13 protein-coding genes are annotated in these 18,475 nt (G+C 44.4%); 4 read left to right on the top strand and 9 right to left on the bottom strand.

What is annotated here, in order from left to right; genetic code table 11:
* Nucleotides 1-161 precede the first annotated feature (161 nt).
* A complete protein-coding gene (locus C7Y69_RS13355) occupies nucleotides 162-1,160 on the top strand; it encodes a universal stress protein (RefSeq protein ID WP_126873053.1) in 999 nt (332 codons plus the stop codon).
* 105 nt (nucleotides 1,161-1,265) lie between these two features.
* Here C7Y69_RS13355 and C7Y69_RS13350 read toward each other — a convergent pair whose 3' ends face one another.
* The 5 genes from C7Y69_RS13350 to C7Y69_RS13330 form a co-directional block, all read right to left on the bottom strand.
* On the bottom strand, nucleotides 1,266-2,534 hold the full coding sequence (locus C7Y69_RS13350; RefSeq protein WP_013785310.1) for an inorganic phosphate transporter: 1,269 nt from the start codon (nucleotides 2,532-2,534) through the stop codon (nucleotides 1,266-1,268).
* Between the two features lie 290 nt (nucleotides 2,535-2,824).
* Nucleotides 2,825-3,541 (bottom strand): phosphate signaling complex protein PhoU, encoded by a 717-nt coding sequence (phoU, locus tag C7Y69_RS13345; protein ID WP_013785311.1) that lies wholly within the window; start codon nucleotides 3,539-3,541, stop codon nucleotides 2,825-2,827.
* A 36-nt stretch (nucleotides 3,542-3,577) separates the two neighbouring features.
* Nucleotides 3,578-4,384, bottom strand: coding sequence for a phosphate ABC transporter ATP-binding protein PstB (gene pstB / locus C7Y69_RS13340; protein ID WP_013785312.1), 807 nt, complete (start codon nucleotides 4,382-4,384; stop codon nucleotides 3,578-3,580).
* Between the two features lie 8 nt (nucleotides 4,385-4,392).
* A complete protein-coding gene (gene pstA, locus C7Y69_RS13335; RefSeq protein WP_126873052.1) occupies nucleotides 4,393-5,970 on the bottom strand; it encodes a phosphate ABC transporter permease PstA in 1,578 nt (525 codons plus the stop codon).
* Nucleotides 5,963-8,146: an ABC transporter permease subunit gene (locus C7Y69_RS13330; protein WP_126873051.1), complete on the bottom strand. Its 2,184-nt coding sequence runs from the start codon at nucleotides 8,144-8,146 to the stop codon at nucleotides 5,963-5,965. Before C7Y69_RS13330 ends, pstA begins: the two co-directional genes overlap by 8 nt.
* A gap of 250 nt (nucleotides 8,147-8,396) precedes the next feature.
* On the opposite strand from C7Y69_RS13330, the gene C7Y69_RS13325 reads away from it, so the two are divergent.
* The 3 genes from C7Y69_RS13325 to ppx all read left to right on the top strand — a co-directional run bounded on the left by C7Y69_RS13325 (nucleotide 8,397) and on the right by ppx (nucleotide 12,699).
* Nucleotides 8,397-8,903 (top strand): glycine cleavage system protein R, encoded by a 507-nt coding sequence (locus tag C7Y69_RS13325; RefSeq protein WP_126873050.1) that lies wholly within the window; start codon nucleotides 8,397-8,399, stop codon nucleotides 8,901-8,903.
* A 146-nt stretch (nucleotides 8,904-9,049) separates the two neighbouring features.
* Nucleotides 9,050-11,131 (top strand): polyphosphate kinase 1, encoded by a 2,082-nt coding sequence (ppk1, locus tag C7Y69_RS13320; RefSeq protein WP_013785316.1) that lies wholly within the window; start codon nucleotides 9,050-9,052, stop codon nucleotides 11,129-11,131.
* Between the two features lie 38 nt (nucleotides 11,132-11,169).
* Nucleotides 11,170-12,699, top strand: coding sequence for an exopolyphosphatase (ppx, locus tag C7Y69_RS13315; protein WP_041453025.1), 1,530 nt, complete (start codon nucleotides 11,170-11,172; stop codon nucleotides 12,697-12,699).
* A gap of 130 nt (nucleotides 12,700-12,829) precedes the next feature.
* Here ppx and C7Y69_RS13310 read toward each other — a convergent pair whose 3' ends face one another.
* From C7Y69_RS13310 to tkt, 4 genes are all read right to left on the bottom strand, one after another.
* A complete protein-coding gene (locus C7Y69_RS13310) occupies nucleotides 12,830-13,729 on the bottom strand; it encodes a fructose bisphosphate aldolase (protein ID WP_126873049.1) in 900 nt (299 codons plus the stop codon).
* 122 nt (nucleotides 13,730-13,851) lie between these two features.
* Entirely contained in the window at nucleotides 13,852-15,027 is a 1,176-nt protein-coding gene (locus C7Y69_RS13305) for a phosphoglycerate kinase (RefSeq protein WP_126873048.1), read from the bottom strand.
* A 77-nt stretch (nucleotides 15,028-15,104) separates the two neighbouring features.
* Nucleotides 15,105-16,115: an erythrose-4-phosphate dehydrogenase gene (gene epd / locus C7Y69_RS13300; RefSeq protein WP_126873047.1), complete on the bottom strand. Its 1,011-nt coding sequence runs from the start codon at nucleotides 16,113-16,115 to the stop codon at nucleotides 15,105-15,107.
* Between the two features lie 17 nt (nucleotides 16,116-16,132).
* On the bottom strand, nucleotides 16,133-18,127 hold the full coding sequence (tkt, locus tag C7Y69_RS13295) for a transketolase (RefSeq protein WP_126873046.1): 1,995 nt from the start codon (nucleotides 18,125-18,127) through the stop codon (nucleotides 16,133-16,135).
* Nucleotides 18,128-18,475 lie beyond the last annotated feature (348 nt).

Below are 18,475 nucleotides of genomic sequence, written 5' to 3'. Positions count from 1 at the left end.
GCACAAAGATTACAAAAGACCCAATAAGAATACGGTTATTACCCTTTTATGAAATCGCACTTTGTTATGATGTAAATCATGCTTTCAAGGTAGCAAGCTTGCAAATCAAGCGTTAGGATGAAGAATAAGAACGTATAGCGCCTCAATAGCTAAGGATTTCTATGGACAGCCATTTTACTAATATTTTATGTGTACTCAGTGACTCACATCGCCAAGACGATGTGGTTGCCCAGGCCATTCATATTGCAAAGAGCAATCAAGCATCACTAACCATTATGCTTACCTTAGAAGCCCTGCCCCCTAATGCAAATATGGTAATGGAGTCATTTGCCTATATCGACTCACACCAATCTATGGAGTCTCAGGCAAGAAATTGGCTTACCGAGCAGGAAGAAACATGGTCGAAAGAGTACCCCGTGCAAACCGTAGTCAAAATCGGACACCCACTGATTGATATTGTAACCGACGTGCTAAGACACCATTACGACTTGGTTATTAAACGAAGCGAAGAAGGCTTTTTAGACCGCCTATTTGGCGGGTTAGATATACGCCTGTTTCGTAAATGCCCCTGTCCGGTTTGGGTGTTAAGTAAGAAAAACCGTAGCCAATATAAAAACGTGGTGGCGGCACTCGATTTAAATTATCACTACCCTAAACACGAAATCTCAATTCGCAAAAAGCTTAATTTAGATATATTACGCCATGCCGCCCGCATCGCTATGTTGGAATTTGCACAGCTTCATATTGTGCATGTTTTTGATGCAGTCCCGGAGAACATCGTACGAGATGGTTTTATTACCGTAGACAATGACCAAATGGAAACCGACCTCGCCAAAATTCATGACGAGAGAGAGCAAGCCCTCGAATCGTTATTAAGCGAATTAGAAAGTGAACTAGCCCCTGACATTATCGACTTCTTGCAACCTGAAAAGCATATTGTGCATGGTTATCCTCGTAGAGAGATAGCGGCTACCACAAAATCACTTAATACTGATGTTATTGTAATGGGTACTGTGGCCCGTATTGGCGTTCCAGGCTTTATTATGGGCGGTACGGCAGAAGAGACTATTCAACAACTTAACTGCGCGGTGGTAGGCATTAAGCCCGAGGGGTTTGACTCTCCCATCAAGCTTGATGAATCTGAACAGGCTGAAGAGTAGCGAATACAAAATAGCGCGGGCTTCCGCGCTATTTAAATATACGCGTTATTAAAAAAACAAAAACCGCGTTAAACGCGGTTTTTGTTTTCAAATCTTAATAGGCAATTAAACGCCGAAAGCTGCCTTCAGTGCGAAGAAGAAAATAATGGAAAGAATTGCGCCTGCAGGCAGGGTAACAATCCACGACACCACAATATTTCTTACGATGCCGAGATTAAGCGCAGACACGCCTCTGGCCAGCCCCACACCTAACACCGCGCCCACAAGGGTTTGCGTAGTTGAAATAGGAAGACCGGTTCCTGACGCTATCACTACAGTAGTAGCTGCCGCTAATTCGGCCGCGAAACCACGGCTTGGCGTAAGGTGAGTAATACCTTGGCCGATAGTTTTAATGACGCGGTGACCGAATATGGCTAAACCAAGCACAATACCCAAACCACCAAGCGGTAAAATCCACCATGCGAGGTTGGCACTGGCATTAATTTCACCGCCAGATGTCACCACACTCACTACCGCAGCCAATGGCCCAATAGCGTTAGCAACATCATTTGAACCATGCGCAAATGCCATACAACAGGCAGTAACAACCATGAGTAAGGCGAACACTTTTTCCACATTGGCAGCTTGTAAATCAGCGTCTTCTGAACCGCTGAACTTCATGCGACCAATAAACCACTTACCAATTATGGCTAATATAATAGCGATAATCACAGCCAATATATAACCGTTCACGGCGCTCATTTCTAAGCCCACGTGTTTAAGCCCTTTTTTAATGGTAACTAGCGACATAATGAAGCCTGCTAGTGCCATATAGAACGGAACATAACGCTTGGCATTTTCAAACGGAGATTTGGTTTCAAAGATAAGTTTATGGGCACTCATGAAAATAAGGTATGCAATAATGCCCGAAATAGCTGGCGTCACTACCCAACTACCAACAATGCCGCCTACTTTGCCCCATGCTACCGCGTCCATACTAACGCCAGTTGCGGTAAAGCCGATAATAGCGCCAATAATAGAATGCGTAGTAGATACAGGCCATCCTAGCCAAGATGCAAAGGCTAACCATATACCTGCTGCAAACAGAGACGAAATCATACCGAGTACGAGGTACTCAGGAATAGCGGAAAAATACTCTGGATCAATAATACCCTTACGAATGGTAGAGGTTACTTCCCCACCCGCCAAGTATGCTCCGGCGAACTCAAAAATCATGGCAATAACAATTGCCTGTTTTATTGTTAACGCTTTAGAACCAACAGATGTTCCCATTGCATTGGCGACGTCATTTGCACCAATACCCCAAGCCATAATGAAGCCGACACCGGCAGCAAGGAGAATAAGAATGAGACCATAACTCTCGAAAAATTCCACGGATAACCGCTCCTGATCTTTACGCGATTTAAGCTAGCTACTGCCACATCACCCGACAAATGTACGGCTATGATGAAGACAAAAAATGATAGTTACACGGCAAAACGATTCTTAGCAAAGGCTTAGATTATTTTTTGCACGAATTATACTTTGCTGCGGCGCATGATAGCGTAATCGTCTGCAGAGCCATAGTGAAAATCTACGAAAAAACAGAAAACGCAACGGAATTAAATTCATACGATGATAATTTGGGCAAGTGTTGCGGTTTTGTGACAGTTTTTGAGCATTTTTTAACTCAAATCTTCTAACTTTTGATGAATGTTTTCTAGCGGCGTATGCCTTACATCCGTCCCCCTGGTTAAATAAACTACGTATTCGCACACGTTTTTACACCTATCTCCAATCCGCTCTAAGGAACGCATGGCCCACAACACGTCTAGCCAGTCTTGCATATCTTCTGTGGTTTTTTCCATTTCTGTGGTGGTGTAGGTAAGCAGGCGTTTATATTCGCTGTCTATTCGGTTGTCTTGTTTATACACCGCCAAGGCTGCACTTTCATCCTGACGCGCAAACGCATCGAACGTACCCCGCATCATCGCCGCTACACGTTCGCCGATTAACAACATGCTGCTTTTAATAGTGTCAGAGCTGGGTAATTTATTACGGGTGACCAGCTTAGCGATACGTTCTATTTCGTCGCCCATTCTTTCAATGTCGGTGATGGCTTTAGAAATGGTCATGATTAAGCGCAGATCGCTTGCCGTAGGATGGCGCTTGGCGATAATTCGAATACATTCTTCATCTATCTGGATTTCCATAGAGTTAATCTTAAGGTCATTCAACACCACTTTTTCTGCCAAGCCAGGGTGGTTTAATTTAAGCGCTTTTAAGGTATCTAATAATTGCTGTTCTACTTCGCCGCCCATGGTTAATACCGAGTTTCTTAAATTTTCCAACTCAATATTAAAGGTTCCGGAAATATGGGTATTAAGTGCAACCTGACGCATTGTATCGCTCCTATTCACTACTGCTGATTTTGCTAATTAGCCGTAGCGGCCAGTAATATAATCTTCAGTCTGTTTCTTCTCTGGCATAGTGAATAGCGAATCGCTGTCTGCATATTCAACCAATCGCCCCTGATGGAAGAACGCCGTGTAATCTGAAACTCGAGAGGCTTGCTGCATATTGTGGGTAACAATCACTATAGTACAACGCTTCTTAAGCTCAGCCATCAACTCCTCAATGAATAAGGTCGTTAATGGGTCTAGCGCTGAGGTAGGCTCATCTAACAACAAAATGTCGGGTTTGAGTGCTAGCGCTCTGGCAATAACAAGGCGCTGTTGCTGACCACCGGATAATGCATTAGCCGACTCAAACAACCTGTCTTTAACTTCATCCCATAACGCTGCTTCTTTTAATGCGCTTTCTACCGCATCGTCTAGATGGCGACGAGTTTTAATGCCTTGCAGGCGAAGTCCGTAACATACGTTATCGTATATACTCATGGGAAAAGGATTAGGCCGCTGGAATACCATACCTACTTGGGTACGCAGCCGCGACACGTTCACTTTTTTACTATTGATGTTGCGACCACCAATATTAATTTCACCCTCGTATTTGCAGCCATCGTACAAATCGTTAAGCCTATTGAAGCAATTAACCAAGGTAGATTTCCCGCACCCACTTTGCCCGATTAATGCGGTGATTTTGTTTTTTGGAATACGCATAGAAATGTCGTTAAGCACATGCTTATTTCCAAACCATAAATTAAGGTTACGCACATCGATAGCCGTGGTGTCATCAGTGATGTCGGCCACGTTGAGCGTATTGCGTTCAAACAACTTCAGCATGTAAAAGGTTACCCTTGTAAATAGCGCTTTCTTAACCGCGTTCTTAGTATAACTGCCAGCACATTCAATACAGATACCACTATTAGCAGTAGCAAGCAGGCGGCAAACATCATTGAAGAATTCTTCGCATCAGTATGACTATGAAAAGCGCCATCATAAATAAGTACGCCCAAGTGCATGAATTGACGTTCTAAATGCAGATACGGGAACTCTCCATCTATAGGTAGCGTAGGAGCAAATTTCACCGCTCCAACCAGCATTAGAGGCGCGACTTCGCCTGCCGCCCTAGCGATTGCCAAAATGACGCCTGTCATTATTCCGGGTGACGCTATGGGCAGAATGGTTTTAGCGATAGTTTCTACCTTGGTGGCGCCAAGTGCATAACTTCCCCGCTTCAACCCTTCTGGTACCCGCCGCAAGCCTTCTTCGGTGGCAACAATAACGACTGGCAAGGTTAAAATAGCCATGGTCAAACTCGCCCAGAACACACCTGGGGTCCCCATGGTGGGCGCTGGCAATCTATCAGCAAAGAAAAGTGCATCTATATTGCCACCCAAGGTATAAACAAAAAAGCCTAAACCAAAAACCCCGTAAACAATTGAAGGTACGCCCGCCATATTACTAACGCTTATTCTTATAGCGGTGGTAAACGGCGTATCTGGAGCGTATTCACTCAAATAGATAGCCGCAAGTACGCCAAAAGGCGTCACGATAATGGTCATTAAAAATACCATCAGCACGGTGCCAAATAGCGCGGGATATACCCCTCCAGACGTATTCGCCTGTTTGGGAGAATCAGTAAGGAAGGTAGCAATACGACTAAATACCACCTGCCATTTTTCAAAATAGCTAAGCTGGCTTACATAATCGACGCTTTTAATTTCCGACACCCGAATAGCGTACGCTTGCACATTGGCAAAAGTGACGCTGAGTTCGTATTCGTCTCGCTCTTCCTCTAGATGAATAACTTCATGCTGCCAGCGTTCAAACTGAGTCTCTAAGCGCTCTCTTGCCGGTGCATTTTGATCAACACCTTTGCTATCTAGTGATGCCAAAGATTCATGAATGGGCGATAGTCGCTCGCGTCTAATTTTCTCAATTTGAGCACTTAGTGCCGATACTCTGTTTTGAATATCTGAAAACAGCGACAAGTCTTCCCGTCGGCTGTCTGGTGTAGATAAAAACTCTGGCTGTCCCAATACAAAGCGACCATCTTTTGTTTTTATTTCGGCACTGCCGTAAGCAAGTTCTTTGTTAATAATATCCGCACTGGCCAACTGCATTTGTGAGCCGTAAGGGCTTTGTTCGTCAGCAAAGTGAACTTGATATATTTGCTCTACTTCGTCTGCCATATAAAGCTGAGCGAACATTTTATGTTCGGATTTAGCACTTTCATTGGCTCCGGTAACTTTATATGTCACATCATAAATGGGCTCAGGCCAAAAATACGCACCACCACGAAAGGTAATAAGGAACAACACACTCACCAAAGCAATTAACAGCAAGCTAGTAAAAAACGCCGTTAACGATATCACTAGCGACTGGCGATGAACGGCATTAAAGCCGCCTTTGAACATATTATTCATAATAAGATCTACTGCGTAAGCGTTGACGAGTAAATTCAGCAATCGTATTTACAACAAACGTGAAAACAAACAGTATGCCAGCGGTAAAGAACAGAATTTGATAGTGTGCAGATGACACATCGGCTTCGGGTAATTCTATGGCTAAGTTGGCCGTTAATGCCCGTAAGCCTTCAATTAAGCCCCAGCTCGATATTGGGGTGTTTCCCGTCACCATGAGCACAATCATGGTTTCCCCGAATGCGCGACCAAAACCCAGCATAATCGCCGCCATAATGCCCGGAAACGCTACATGCAGTACTATATATTTAAGGGTTTGAAGCCGCGTGGCGCCCAACGCAAATGATGCATGCTTTAACTCATCGGGCACGCCCCCAATGGCATCTTCAGCAATGGAGTAAATACTCGGTGAAATAGCCACACCTAAGGCTATCGCCACCACTATCGTCGTTTTTCCTATGGGGCTATCAGACTCAGCGGCTAGCATGTCAAAACCATCTACATTAATTAAGCTAAAGAACCATTCTGGCGCCCATGCCACACTAATGTAACCCAATATAAAAACGCCAAGTAACGCAAAGCCCAACTCAGCGCCATGTCGAAGTTTAGCGGGTAGGCGGTCGGCAACAGGGCGTTGAAAAAACGCCACGGCAATGAGTACAAATGGAACAACAATAAGAAAAAAAGCAAAAGAAAATAGAAACTGTTCAGCCATGGGGGCTAGCCAAATGGCAGCGATAAAACCAATAAGCACACTGGGAACAGCTTCTAGCATTTCGATAGCGGGCTTCAGGGCATGGCGAAGTCGCTCTTTTGCAAAAAAGGCGGTGTATATCGCTGCACCTATTGCTACCGGTATAGCAATAAACAAAGCCAGTAGCGACGCTTTCAAGCTACCTATAATTAACGGCGTAAGACTAAACTTGGCCTCTTGGAAATCCGTGGCGTTTGTGGTTTGCCACACCGTATCTGCTTCGGTATATCCCTCATAATGTTGCGGCGCAAATAGCGACCGCCACGTAGTAATGCCGCTTAAATTATTCGCCCGCCAAATGAAAATAGAATCATCGTTATAGCCGTAAAGACGGTTGCCAAACCAAGAGATTGATTGCATGGGTTCAGGCAAATCAATTGTCGTAACCACTTCACCTGATACTCGATTTATAAATAGTAGGCGTTGTTTATCGGTAAGCGCTGCCACCACATTAATACTGGCATGCTCTTTTATATCAATCAGCCGTTCGTCCGCGTTCAAAAGGAACTGGTAGGTTTCAATGAAACCGAGCGTGTTCGCATCGCGATGTAATACCCAGCGGGTGACTTGGTTAGTGCCATCTTGTAAGAAAAACGTTCTGTCTTTCTCTAGAGATAAAATAGCAATGTCATTACGGCTGAGTTTATCAAAAGACGCTAACAGCGAGAGCTGTGATTCATCTTCGAAAAGACGTGAAAGGAACAAGTGTGCTTCTTTTTCTACCAACATCATTTGTGCACCAGGCAACAAATGTATTTTATCAACATTGGCAAAGAACTTATCAATCATTTGCGTGGGGTTAAGCTGGTTCACCCAGCGAATAAAAGTCCCCGATGGTGTATGTAGCGCTATTGCCGCCCACTTAGATGAGAACGCAAATTGCCAAGACGTAGTTTGTGACCAATACTTGCCCGGTAGAGCAAAAGATATTGTAGAGGACACAAGGCTTGAAGGTTGAGCTAAAGGGTCTGAATGATTCGCGATTATTACACTGCGATACGCTAACGATCTGACGGGCACCACCCGAACTTGCCCGCCAGCAGAAATATCCACAATTGCATTTTCGCCCATTAAAGAGGTCGTCGCCAATTGATGATCACAAGGGCGAATGTAGTCGTGATGCTTAGCGAAATCGTGACGTTTGTAGCCATATAAGCTTAAACGGCAATCTTCACCGTTAGTTACCACTAATTGACCGCCAAGCAAATCTCCAGCGCTTTCTACTTGGCTACCTTCGGGCAATGCAAGCTGGTGCTCTTTCTCAATATTAGGCACTAACGCCAGAGGTAAAGCCTGACTAACAAGGTGCGAAATTAAGATAACCAGCGTCAGCAATACCAGCCCACCAAAGCCGGTGACGATATATCGCCCCCACTTATCATTGCGCTGGCGTTTTTTATTGATGCTATCGCTGTAGGAAGTCATTCTTATTTAATAATATTATCAGGTGTAAATTACACTGGTGAGCAGTGTAAGTTTTGTTATGCTAATAGCAAGCGAAAACTTTTGGATTAGTTCCGGTGAATAACGCCTAAAGTATGCAGCCTCAAACACTGTTGTTATCAAGGTTTATTAACAATACTAACCAGTAGCGCTTTTTCAGTGTGGCTTATGGTATTACCGTAAAACCACAGTAGCAAACGTATTTCTACAGATTCTGTAATAGGAGTTTCTCATGCAATCGCTCATTATTAGTATTATGGGTAAAGACAAGCCTGGTTTGGTTGATACGCTAGCTAAGTGCATCTACAAGCACAAAGGTAATTGGCAAGGCTCTAGCTTTGCACATATGGCAGGCATGTTTACCGGCTTTGTTGAAGTACACGTTCCCGCTGACGAAAACGAAAAACTTGTCGACGCGCTAAATGCCATTTCCGATTTATCGGTTCAGTCTGTGGCAGTGAATACATCGCCCAATTCATTAACCAATCAACTTACCGTTGATGTAATGGGCAACGACAAAGCCGGCATAGTGCAAGAGTTAACCTCGGTGCTAAACCAATTTAACCTTAACATCCTCAACTTCTCATCACGCTGCGAAAGCGCACCTAACTGGGGAAGTTTAATCTTTAAAGCTAATGCAGTTATTGCGGTGCCTGAAGGGTTTGATGACGATGCGTTGCAAGACGCCCTTGAATCGTTGGCGAACGACTTGGTAGTGGATATACAGGCCAAGCAATAAGGCCCTAGCGACACAGAAAGGTTTCAAATCACCTCGTTGAGGTAAGGGACTACGAATTAACCCTATTATATCTAAGGGTTGTCACAGTAATGTCATTGACTGATGTCAGTCTTTGGCCATTTTAAGAAGTGAAAAAACGATAAATTATGGATAACCCAGAACTATATTATCCCAAAGAACTTAGCTGGTTAGCATTTAATGAAAGGGTTTTGCAGGAAGCTGCAGATAAGAACAACCCTGTAGTAGAACGTATTCGTTTTTTAGGTATTTACTCCAACAACCTTGACGAATTTTATCGTGTTCGTGCTGCTGACGTAAAACGCCAAATAACCATTGCCCAAAATGATGGCAACGAAGAAGAAGCGGAAAAGCAAACCGCGCTAATGGCGATTATTCAGCAAAAGGTTGTTCAGCTTTCCGACAAGTTCGACCATATTCATAAAGACGTTTTAAAAGCGCTCGCGCGATACAATATTCATATTCTGCAAAAGCATGAATTAAACGAGTATCAAAAGCAGTGGGTACGTAACTTCTTCGTCAATAAGGTGCTTCGCCATATAGCCCCTATCATTATTGACAAGAAAATGGACTTGTTAAGCCGTTTAAATGGCACATCTGTTTATTTGTATGTCGCGCTGCGCCGTAAAGACCGCAACACGCGCTATGCGGTTATTCAGGTGCCTACGTCTGAAATGTCTCGCTTTATGCTTATTCCGCCGGAAAAGAGTCGAAAGAAAAAGCATATTATTATGCTCGATGACATGATTCAGCTTAGCTTGGAAGACATTTTCCGCGGCTTTGTTAAATTTGACGAAGTCGAGTCATTTTCATTCAAGATGACCCGAGACGCCGAATACTCTATCAATGACGAGATTGACGAAAGTTATGTAGAAAAAATGTCTGAGAGCATGAAACAGCGCTTAATTGCCGAGCCTGTTCGGGTTATTTACGACAACGATATGCCTGAAGATATGATGCAGGATTTACGTAAGCGTTTACGTATAACAAAACTCGATACCATGCATGCTGCAGGGCACTATCGTAACTTTAAAGATTTCATTGGCTTTCCAAACGTGGGCCGCGAATATTTAGAGCATGCTCCGCTGCCGGCTATCGACAGCAATGCTTTTTCCAAATTTAATACGGTATTCGATGCCATTACCGCCCACGATATTCTACTGTATTACCCATATCACCGATTCTTACATGTTACCGAATTTGTCCGCCAAGCAGCATTCGACCCCAGCGTAAAATCTATTCGCATTAATATTTATCGTGTGGCCAGTAACTCTCGCATTATCAACTCGCTCATTGATGCCGTTGATAACGGTAAAAAGGTGACCGTAGTGGTAGAACTGCGCGCTCGCTTTGATGAAGAGGCCAACATTGAATGGTCTAAACGCATGACCGATGCGGGTATTCGCGTAGTGCTCGGCGTGCCAACCTTAAAAATTCACTCGAAGCTTTGCGTGATCACCCGCGAAGAACGTGGCGCGATGATTAACTATGCGCATTTTGGTACGGGTAACTTCAACGAAAAAACCGCAAAAATCTATACCGATTACAGTTTATTCACTCGAAACCAAGAATTGGCCAATGAAGCGGTGGCAGTATTTGACCTTATTCAATACCCTTTCCGCCGGTATAAATTTCAGCATTTGCAGATTTCACCGTTAAACGCGAGAACCCGAATTCAGTCACTTATTCGTCAAGAAATTCAGCATTTAAAAGAAGGCCGTCCTGCGCAAATTACCTTTAAGATTAATAACCTTGTTGATAAGGAATTAATGGATGATTTGTATCGGGCCAGTCAAGCAGGGGTGAAAATTCGCGGTATTGTTCGCGGGATGTGTTCCATAATACCTGGCTTAAAAGGTATTAGCGAAAACATTGAAATCATCTCTATTGTCGATAGGTTCTTAGAGCACCCTAGGGTGATGGTATTTGAAGGCGGCGGTGAGAGAAAAGTGTTTATTTCTTCTGCTGACTGGATGACCCGCAATATGGACAACCGCATAGAAGTAGGCTGCCCTATTTACGATAAAAACCTGCAACAGCGCATTGTCGATATTATGGATATACAATTCCGTGATACGCTTAAAGCGAGAGTGATTGACAAGGAACAAAGCAACAAGTACGTTGCTCGAGGCAATCGCAAGAAATTACGTTCACAAATAGAGATTTACGACTATCTTGTGAAAGAAGAAGAAAAAGAAGCAGGAAAATAAAACCTTAAATGACTCAGCATGAAATGACTCAGCATGAAATGACTCAGCATGAATCCGTTTTTGATACCGTTGAAAGCCGTGAGGTTAATAAAGTAGCCGCGTTAGATATTGGCTCGAATAGCTTTCACCTTGTGGTAGCGCGTATTGTTGCTGGGTCTGTCCAAATTCTGCATCGCGTTAAACAAAAAGTAAGGTTAGCTGAGGGGTTGGACGACGACAATATTTTGTCTGATGAAGCCATGGAACGTGGTTTAAAGATGCTACGTATTGTGGCTGAAAGTCTACGCGGTTTCGAACCCGACTCGGTTCGTATTGTGGCCACACACACTCTGCGCAAAGCCAAAAACGCCCACCACTTCATTAATGCCGCGAAAGATATTCTGCCCTACCCTGTAGAAGTAATTTCAGGCGTGGAGGAAGCCCGCCTGATTTACTCTGGCGTAGCACATACTAACCATGCTGATGGACAGCAGTTAGTGGTGGATATCGGTGGGGGCTCAACAGAATTTGTGATTGGCGAGGGCTTCAACCCGCTTATTTGCCGTAGTTTGCAAATGGGCTGTGTTAGCTACACTAAGCGATTCTTCCCAGACGGGTCATTAAAAAACAAATCTTTTGAGCTGGCCATTACTGCGGCTGAACAAGAGCTGGAATTTATTCAAGATAAGTACCGCAAGCTGGGTTGGGTACAATGTGTTGGTACGTCGGGCACAATTCGCTCGTTGTTCACTTTATGCCAACAAGATAGACCCAACGACCACGATATACCCGTTACGCTCAAGAGTCTGCGTAACTTAATGAAGCAGTTTATTAGTGCAGGTCATATCGACAAACTTAACTACCCTGATTTAACCGAAGACAGACGCGTGGTTATTGCCGGCGGTTTGGCTATATTAGTGGCAGTATTTAAAGCGCTAGAAATAGACACTTTGGTTTATTCCCCTGCCGCATTACGCGAAGGCGTGATTTACCAGATGGAAGATGAGCTGCATCATGCCGATATACGCGGCAGAACAGCTAGCAGCTTAGCTACCCGCTACGATGTGGATACCGCGCAAGCTACGCTTGTGCTTAACACGTCACTTAACCTCTTTAGCCATGCTGAAAAAGCCTGGAAACTTAAACACCACGACTTTAAAAGCATGTTGGGTTGGGCGGCGTTGTTGCATGAAGTGGGCATTCAAATTAACTCGCGCGGTGTGCAGCGCCACAGTGCCTATATTCTCGCTAACGTAGATATGCCTGGGTTTACGCAAGAACAACAAGAATTATTGGCCACCCTAGTACGTTTTCATAGAAAGAAAGTGCGGGCTAACGATTTTCCCAACTTTAACTTGTACGATTTAGCGGCCGTTAAAAAGCTTATCGCTTTATTACGTATTGGCGCGTTGCTCAATATCAAACGCCAAGAAGGCTTCTTGCCGGATATAGAGATTGATGCAGATAAGAACGGCTTAAGCCTTACTTTTCCTAAAGATTGGTTGGAAGAAAAACCCATCCTAGCCGCCGACTTAGTTCGAGAAAGTGCGTATTGGAAGGCGCTAGACTTAACCCTTTCTATTAAATAAGCCGGTTAGTGAGCAACAGAAAAGGGAGCATTAATGCTCCCTTTTTACGTTTTTATGTCAACGTATTTTAGGACGGGACATAATTAATAAAAAAGGGGCGCTGACAAGCGCCCCTTTTAAACAATAAAACTTATGCTTTTGAAGCTTGGTAAATACCTTCAATCGCACCGTCTAGTGTCGCTTCAAACTCGTCATCAGACTGTTTGTCAGAAACACCTTCAGTTAGTGCTCTTGAAAAACTTGCGATAATGCCTTGGTTTTCTGAAAGTTTCGCATTAGCTTCTTCACGGTTGTAACCGCCAGACAATGCTACCACTTTAAGTACACGAGGATGATCAACAAGCTCTTTATAGAAGTTAGCTTCATTAGGCAGTGTAAGCTTTAACATCACTTCTTGACCTTCGCTCAACAAATTAAGCTGAGTAAGAATTTCAAGTTTAAGCAGTGCTTCTGCTTCCGCTTTTTGAGGACTATGAATATCTACTTCAGGTTCAATGATAGGTACTAAACCTGCTGCGATGATTTGCTTACCCACTTCGAACTGCTGCTCTACTACATCTTTAATACCTTGATGATTAGCCAGTTTTACCACTGAACGCATCTTGGTGCCAAAAACGTCTTGGGCTACGGCTTTAGCCAGTAACGCATCTAGACCAACAATCGGCTTCATCACCTGTACACCGTTGTTCTCTTCAACAAGCCCTTTATCCACTTTCAAGAAAGGGATAACGCGCTTCTTCTGCCACAAGTAGTGGGCAGTAGACATACCTTCAATTTCACGGTCTAGGGTATTTTCAAATAAAATAGCGCCTAGAACACGCTCGCCACTGAAAGGGGTGCTGGTGATAATACGTGTACGCATTTGGTGAACAAGGTTAAACATTTCTTCGTCAGAACTGTATTCTGACTCTTCAATGCCATATAAACGTAGCGCTTTTGGTGTACTACCGCCGCTTTGATCCAAAGCTGCAATAAAACCAACTTGCGTTTTAAGTTTATCTAGCATGGCCTGCTGTGCTTGTGATGCCATTGCAACACTCCTTTTTTATAATACTGCTCTAAGAACAGGTGTAGGGTTTATCGTTATATGCCGACGTACTTCAATGTATCGCCGGCGAAAATCGGAATCGATTTTTTAGTAGTCTGCTAATTTTATTTGTTTTTTTCTTCTAGCATGGCTACTGCAGGTAATGTTTTGCCTTCTAAAAACTCTAGAAACGCACCACCACCTGTAGAGATATAAGATATCTTATCAGCGATTTCATATTTATCTACTGCTGCCAGTGTATCACCACCACCTGCAATTGAGAACGCATCGCTATCAGCAATAGCCTCAGCTAACGCCTTTGTACCTGCACTGAACTGTTCAAATTCAAATACACCTACAGGACCATTCCATACAATAGTACCCGCATTTTTGATAATGCTCTCAAGGGCTTTTGATGAATCTGGGCCGATATCAAAAATCATGTCGTCGTCAGCGACATCACTAACGGCTTTAAGTGTCGCTTCTGTGTTTTCATCGAAGGCTTTGCCCACTACCACATCGGTAGGCACTGGAATATTTCCGCCATTTGATACTGCATCGCTCATCAACTGCGTAGCTTGCTCCGTTAAGTCCATTTCAACCAACGACTTACCTACGTTATGGCCTTGTGCAGCAATAAAGGTATTGGCAATACCGCCGCCAACAATAAGCTGGTCAACTTTTTCAGCTAAGGTTTTAAGTACGGTAAGCTTAGTTGATACCTTAGATCCGCCTACAATGGCTACCATTGGACGTTTAGGGTTATCTAGGGCTTTGCCTAGCGCGTCCAATTCAGCAGCAAGAAGAGGGCCTGCACACGCTTTAGTAGCAAATTTTGCCACACCATGTGTAGACGCTTGTGCACGGTGCGCGGTGCCAAATGCATCCATCACGAAAATATCGCAAAGGGCTGCATATTGCTTTGATAGGGTTTCGTCGTCGCTTTTCTCACCTTCGTTAAAGCGTACGTTTTCTAGAATAACTAACGAGCCAGGTGCAACATCAACACCGTCTAAATAGTCTTTTTCTAGGGTTACTGGTACGTCTAACGCGTCGTTCAAATAATTCACAACAGGCTGAAGTGAGAATTCTTCCGCAGGCTCACCTTCAGTAGGGCGGCCTAAATGGGACATGACCATTACCGCAGCGCCAGCATCTAGCGCAGCTTTAATAGTAGGAATGGAAGCTTTAATACGTGCATCAGAGGTGACTACACCATCTTTAACTGGCACGTTTAAATCTTGTCTAATTAATACGCGCTGACCGCTTAGGGCCAAATCGCTCATACTTGGAATTGCCATAGTCTTTCCCTTGTTAATCGAATAACTGTGAGAGCTGCCAAGGCTGGCGCTACCAACCTTGGCAGCAAAATTCTTAATTAGCTTACGTCATACATTGCTTGCGCAGTGTCGAGCATTCTGTTTGCAAAACCCCATTCGTTGTCACACCACACCAGTGTTTTTACCAGCTGCTTATGACTTACGCGGGTTTGCGTACCATCCACAATACAAGAGTGAGGATCGTGATTGAAATCAACAGAAACTAACGGCTCTTCAGTGTAATCTAAAATACCCTGTAATCGCCCTGCTTTCACTCGCTTCAGTGCTTGATTGACATCCGCAATAGTCACTTGCGTACCTAAGGTTACACTTAAATCCATTGCAGTTACATTAATGGTTGGCACCCTTACCGCAATAGCTTCAAATTTACCTGCAAATTTAGGCAAAATACGCTCAATTCCCGCCGCTAACCGTGTGTCTACTGGAATAATAGACTGACTGGCTGCGCGAGTACGGCGTAAATCTGGGTGGTAAGCATCAATTACTTGCTGGTCGTGCATAGAAGCGTGAATAGTGGTAATCGTGCCGCTTTCAACCCCAAAGGCCGCGTCAAGCGCTTGAATAACCGGCACGATACAGTTAGTAGTGCACGACCCGTTAGACACCAATTTATGCTCCGCTTTCAGCGTGTCATCGTTAGTACCAAAAATGATAGTGTTGTCTAAATCTGGCGAGCCTGGCGAGGAAAAAAGTACCTTTTCTGCGCCTGCATTAATATGTGACTGCCCCGATACTCTATCATCAAACTTACCTGTGCATTCCAGCACAATATCTACCCCTATTTCACGCCAAGGCAGTAAGTTGATATCTGGCTGTGCCAACAAGCAAATAGCATCGCCTGCCACGTTCAGTGTGTTGTTTTCTAGTGTCACATCAAAACCGAACCGCCCGTGGGCGGTATCGTATTTTAATAAGTGAGCTATACCTTCTGGCTCGGCGACATCATTAATCGCAACCACATTAAAGTGGTTATTGCGCCCGCTTTCATAAAGCGCACGCAATACATTGCGACCAATACGACCAAACCCGTTTATGGCAATGTTTACCATAGACTGCGGTGACCTCGTTAGCTAAGAGACAATGCTGCCTCTACCACTGCTTCAGTAGTAATATTGAAATGTTTGAACAAGTCACCTGCTGGTGCTGATTCACCGAACGTATCCATCCCAATGATGGCGCCGTTGAAACCTACGTACTTGTACCAGCTTTCTTTCGATAGTGCTTCAACTGCAACGCGCTTAGTTACGCTAGAAGGCAATACGCTTTCACGGTAATCCGCTGATTGACGGTCGAAAACGTCGGTAGAAGGCATAGAAACTACGCGAACCGCTTTACCATCTGCACTTAGTTTATCTGCTGCTTCAACAGCAAGTTGAACTTCAGACCCTGTAGCAATAAAGATGTATTCAGGCGTGCCTGCACAATCTTTAAGCACATAACCACCTTTGGCCACGTCAGCAACTTGCTGCTCGTTACGTTCTTGCTGAGGCAAACCTTGGCGAGTGAAGATCAACGTTGAAGGACCATCGTTGCGCTCAATCGCGAACTTCCATGCAATAGCAGATTCAACTTGGTCACATGGACGCCAGTTATCTAGGTTTGGTGTAGCACGCAGTGCCACTACTTGCTCTACAGGTTGGTGCGTTGGACCATCTTCACCCAAACCAATCGAATCGTGAGTGTATACGAAAATAGCAGGTTGCTTCATAAGCGCCGCCATACGTACCGCATTGCGAGCGTATTCCATAAACATTAGGAAAGTAGCACCGTACGCTTTAAAACCACCATGAAGGGTAATACCGTTCATCATGGCCGACATACCGAACTCGCGTACACCGTAATAAATGTAGTTACCCGATGCGTCAGTGGCTTCAACGCCTTTACTGCCATCCCAAATAGTCAGGTTTGAACCGGCTAAGTCGGCAGAGCCGCCTAGAAGTTCTGGTAACAAAGGACCAAATGCATTTAATGCATTTTGTGATGCTTTACGTGACGCAATGTTTTGCGGGTTAGCTTGCAAATCAGCAATGATTTTATCCGCTTTATCGCTGAAGTCTGCTGGCAATTCGCCATTTACACGACGCTTAAATTCAGCGGCTAATTCAGGGTATGCACTTTCATATGCTGCGAAGGCGTCGTTCCACGCGCTTTCAGCATCGCCGCCCTTGCCTTTAGCATCCCAACCGGCATAAATGTCGTCTGGAATTTCAAACGCACCGTGGGTCCAACCAAGCTTTTCGCGGGTAGCAATAATTTCGTCATCACCTAATGGTGCACCGTGGCAAGACTCAGTGCCTTCTTTGTTTGGCGAACCAAAACCAATCACCGTTTTACAGCAAATTAGCGTTGGCTGAGCGCTGTTCGATTTAGCTTGTTCAATAGCGGCTTTAATTTGTTCAGCGTCATGACCGTCAACACCTTCAATCACTTCCCAGCCGTAGCTTTTAAAGCGTGCTGGTGTGTCGTCGGTAAACCAACCTTCTACTTCACCATCAATTGAAATGCCGTTGTCATCCCAGAAACCAATAAGTTTGCCCAGGCCTAATGTGCCCGCTAGTGAACAGGTTTCATGAGAAATACCTTCCATCAGGCAGCCATCGCCCATGAAGGTGTAGGTGTAGTGATCGACAATATCATGACCATCACGGTTAAACTGCGCCGCTAATACTTTTTCAGCTAGCGCCATACCTACTGCGTTGCTAACGCCTTGACCAAGTGGGCCAGTGGTAGTTTCAACACCCGGTGCATACCCATATTCAGGGTGACCCGGTGTTTTAGAATGAAGCTGACGGAAGTTCTTAAGCTCTTCAATAGGCAGTTCATAGCCTGAAAGATGAAGCAAAGAGTACAACAGCATAGAGCCGTGACCGTTTGAGAGCACAAAGCGGTCTCTGTTTGCCCAAGACGGGTTTGCCGGGTTGTGTGATAGAAAATCACCCCATAGTACCTCGGCAATATCGGCCATCCCCATAGGGGCGCCTGGGTGACCAGATTTGGCCTGTTGAACAGCATCCATGCTTAAAGCACGGATGGCATTGGCAAGTTCACGACGAGAGGGCATGTTGTCTCCTGGTTTATTTTGTAGCTGAATTTCGCTAAGGGAACACTGTGGGCAAAATCCCTTTGTTCAACCTTAAAGAGCTGCTTTGCTGTATATCTTAATGTGGGCGTTATTCTTACCCATGCCACCATTCAGTTCAATGGCTTTTCATTGCCATTACCGAAAGTTGGCTAAAATAATGAATATTCTCATCATTCCTTTACCAGCCAATGTCGCTTCATTAGGAAAGCGTGGCTAACTTTACTCAATTATCTATAAAAGTGATCCGCGACTGTCAACAAATCGTAACGAAAGGACTTTTAGACGTCTAGAAGTAAAGACTGGTATTTATACCTTGTTTTAGTACAA

Source organism: Alteromonas sp. KS69, assembly GCF_003989595.1.
GTDB lineage: Bacteria > Pseudomonadota > Gammaproteobacteria > Enterobacterales > Alteromonadaceae > Alteromonas > Alteromonas naphthalenivorans.
This window is presented reverse-complemented; position numbering and strand designations above follow the sequence as displayed.

Coding starts and splice junctions, on each gene's coding strand:
- C7Y69_RS13355 (WP_126873053.1), top strand. CDS start 162: ATGGACAGCCATTTTACTAATATTTTATGTGTACTCAGTGACTCACAT.
- C7Y69_RS13305 (WP_126873048.1), bottom strand. CDS start 15,027: ATGGCAATTCCAAGTATGAGCGATTTGGCCCTAAGCGGTCAGCGCGTA.
- pstA (WP_126873052.1), bottom strand. CDS start 5,970: ATGAATAATATGTTCAAAGGCGGCTTTAATGCCGTTCATCGCCAGTCG.
- epd (WP_126873047.1), bottom strand. CDS start 16,115: ATGGTAAACATTGCCATAAACGGGTTTGGTCGTATTGGTCGCAATGTA.
- pstB (WP_013785312.1), bottom strand. CDS start 4,384: ATGCTGAAGTTGTTTGAACGCAATACGCTCAACGTGGCCGACATCACT.
- phoU (WP_013785311.1), bottom strand. CDS start 3,541: ATGCGTCAGGTTGCACTTAATACCCATATTTCCGGAACCTTTAATATT.
- C7Y69_RS13325 (WP_126873050.1), top strand. CDS start 8,397: ATGCAATCGCTCATTATTAGTATTATGGGTAAAGACAAGCCTGGTTTG.
- ppk1 (WP_013785316.1), top strand. CDS start 9,050: ATGGATAACCCAGAACTATATTATCCCAAAGAACTTAGCTGGTTAGCA.
- C7Y69_RS13330 (WP_126873051.1), bottom strand. CDS start 8,146: ATGACTTCCTACAGCGATAGCATCAATAAAAAACGCCAGCGCAATGAT.
- C7Y69_RS13310 (WP_126873049.1), bottom strand. CDS start 13,729: ATGGCATCACAAGCACAGCAGGCCATGCTAGATAAACTTAAAACGCAA.
- ppx (WP_041453025.1), top strand. CDS start 11,170: ATGACTCAGCATGAATCCGTTTTTGATACCGTTGAAAGCCGTGAGGTT.
- tkt (WP_126873046.1), bottom strand. CDS start 18,127: ATGCCCTCTCGTCGTGAACTTGCCAATGCCATCCGTGCTTTAAGCATG.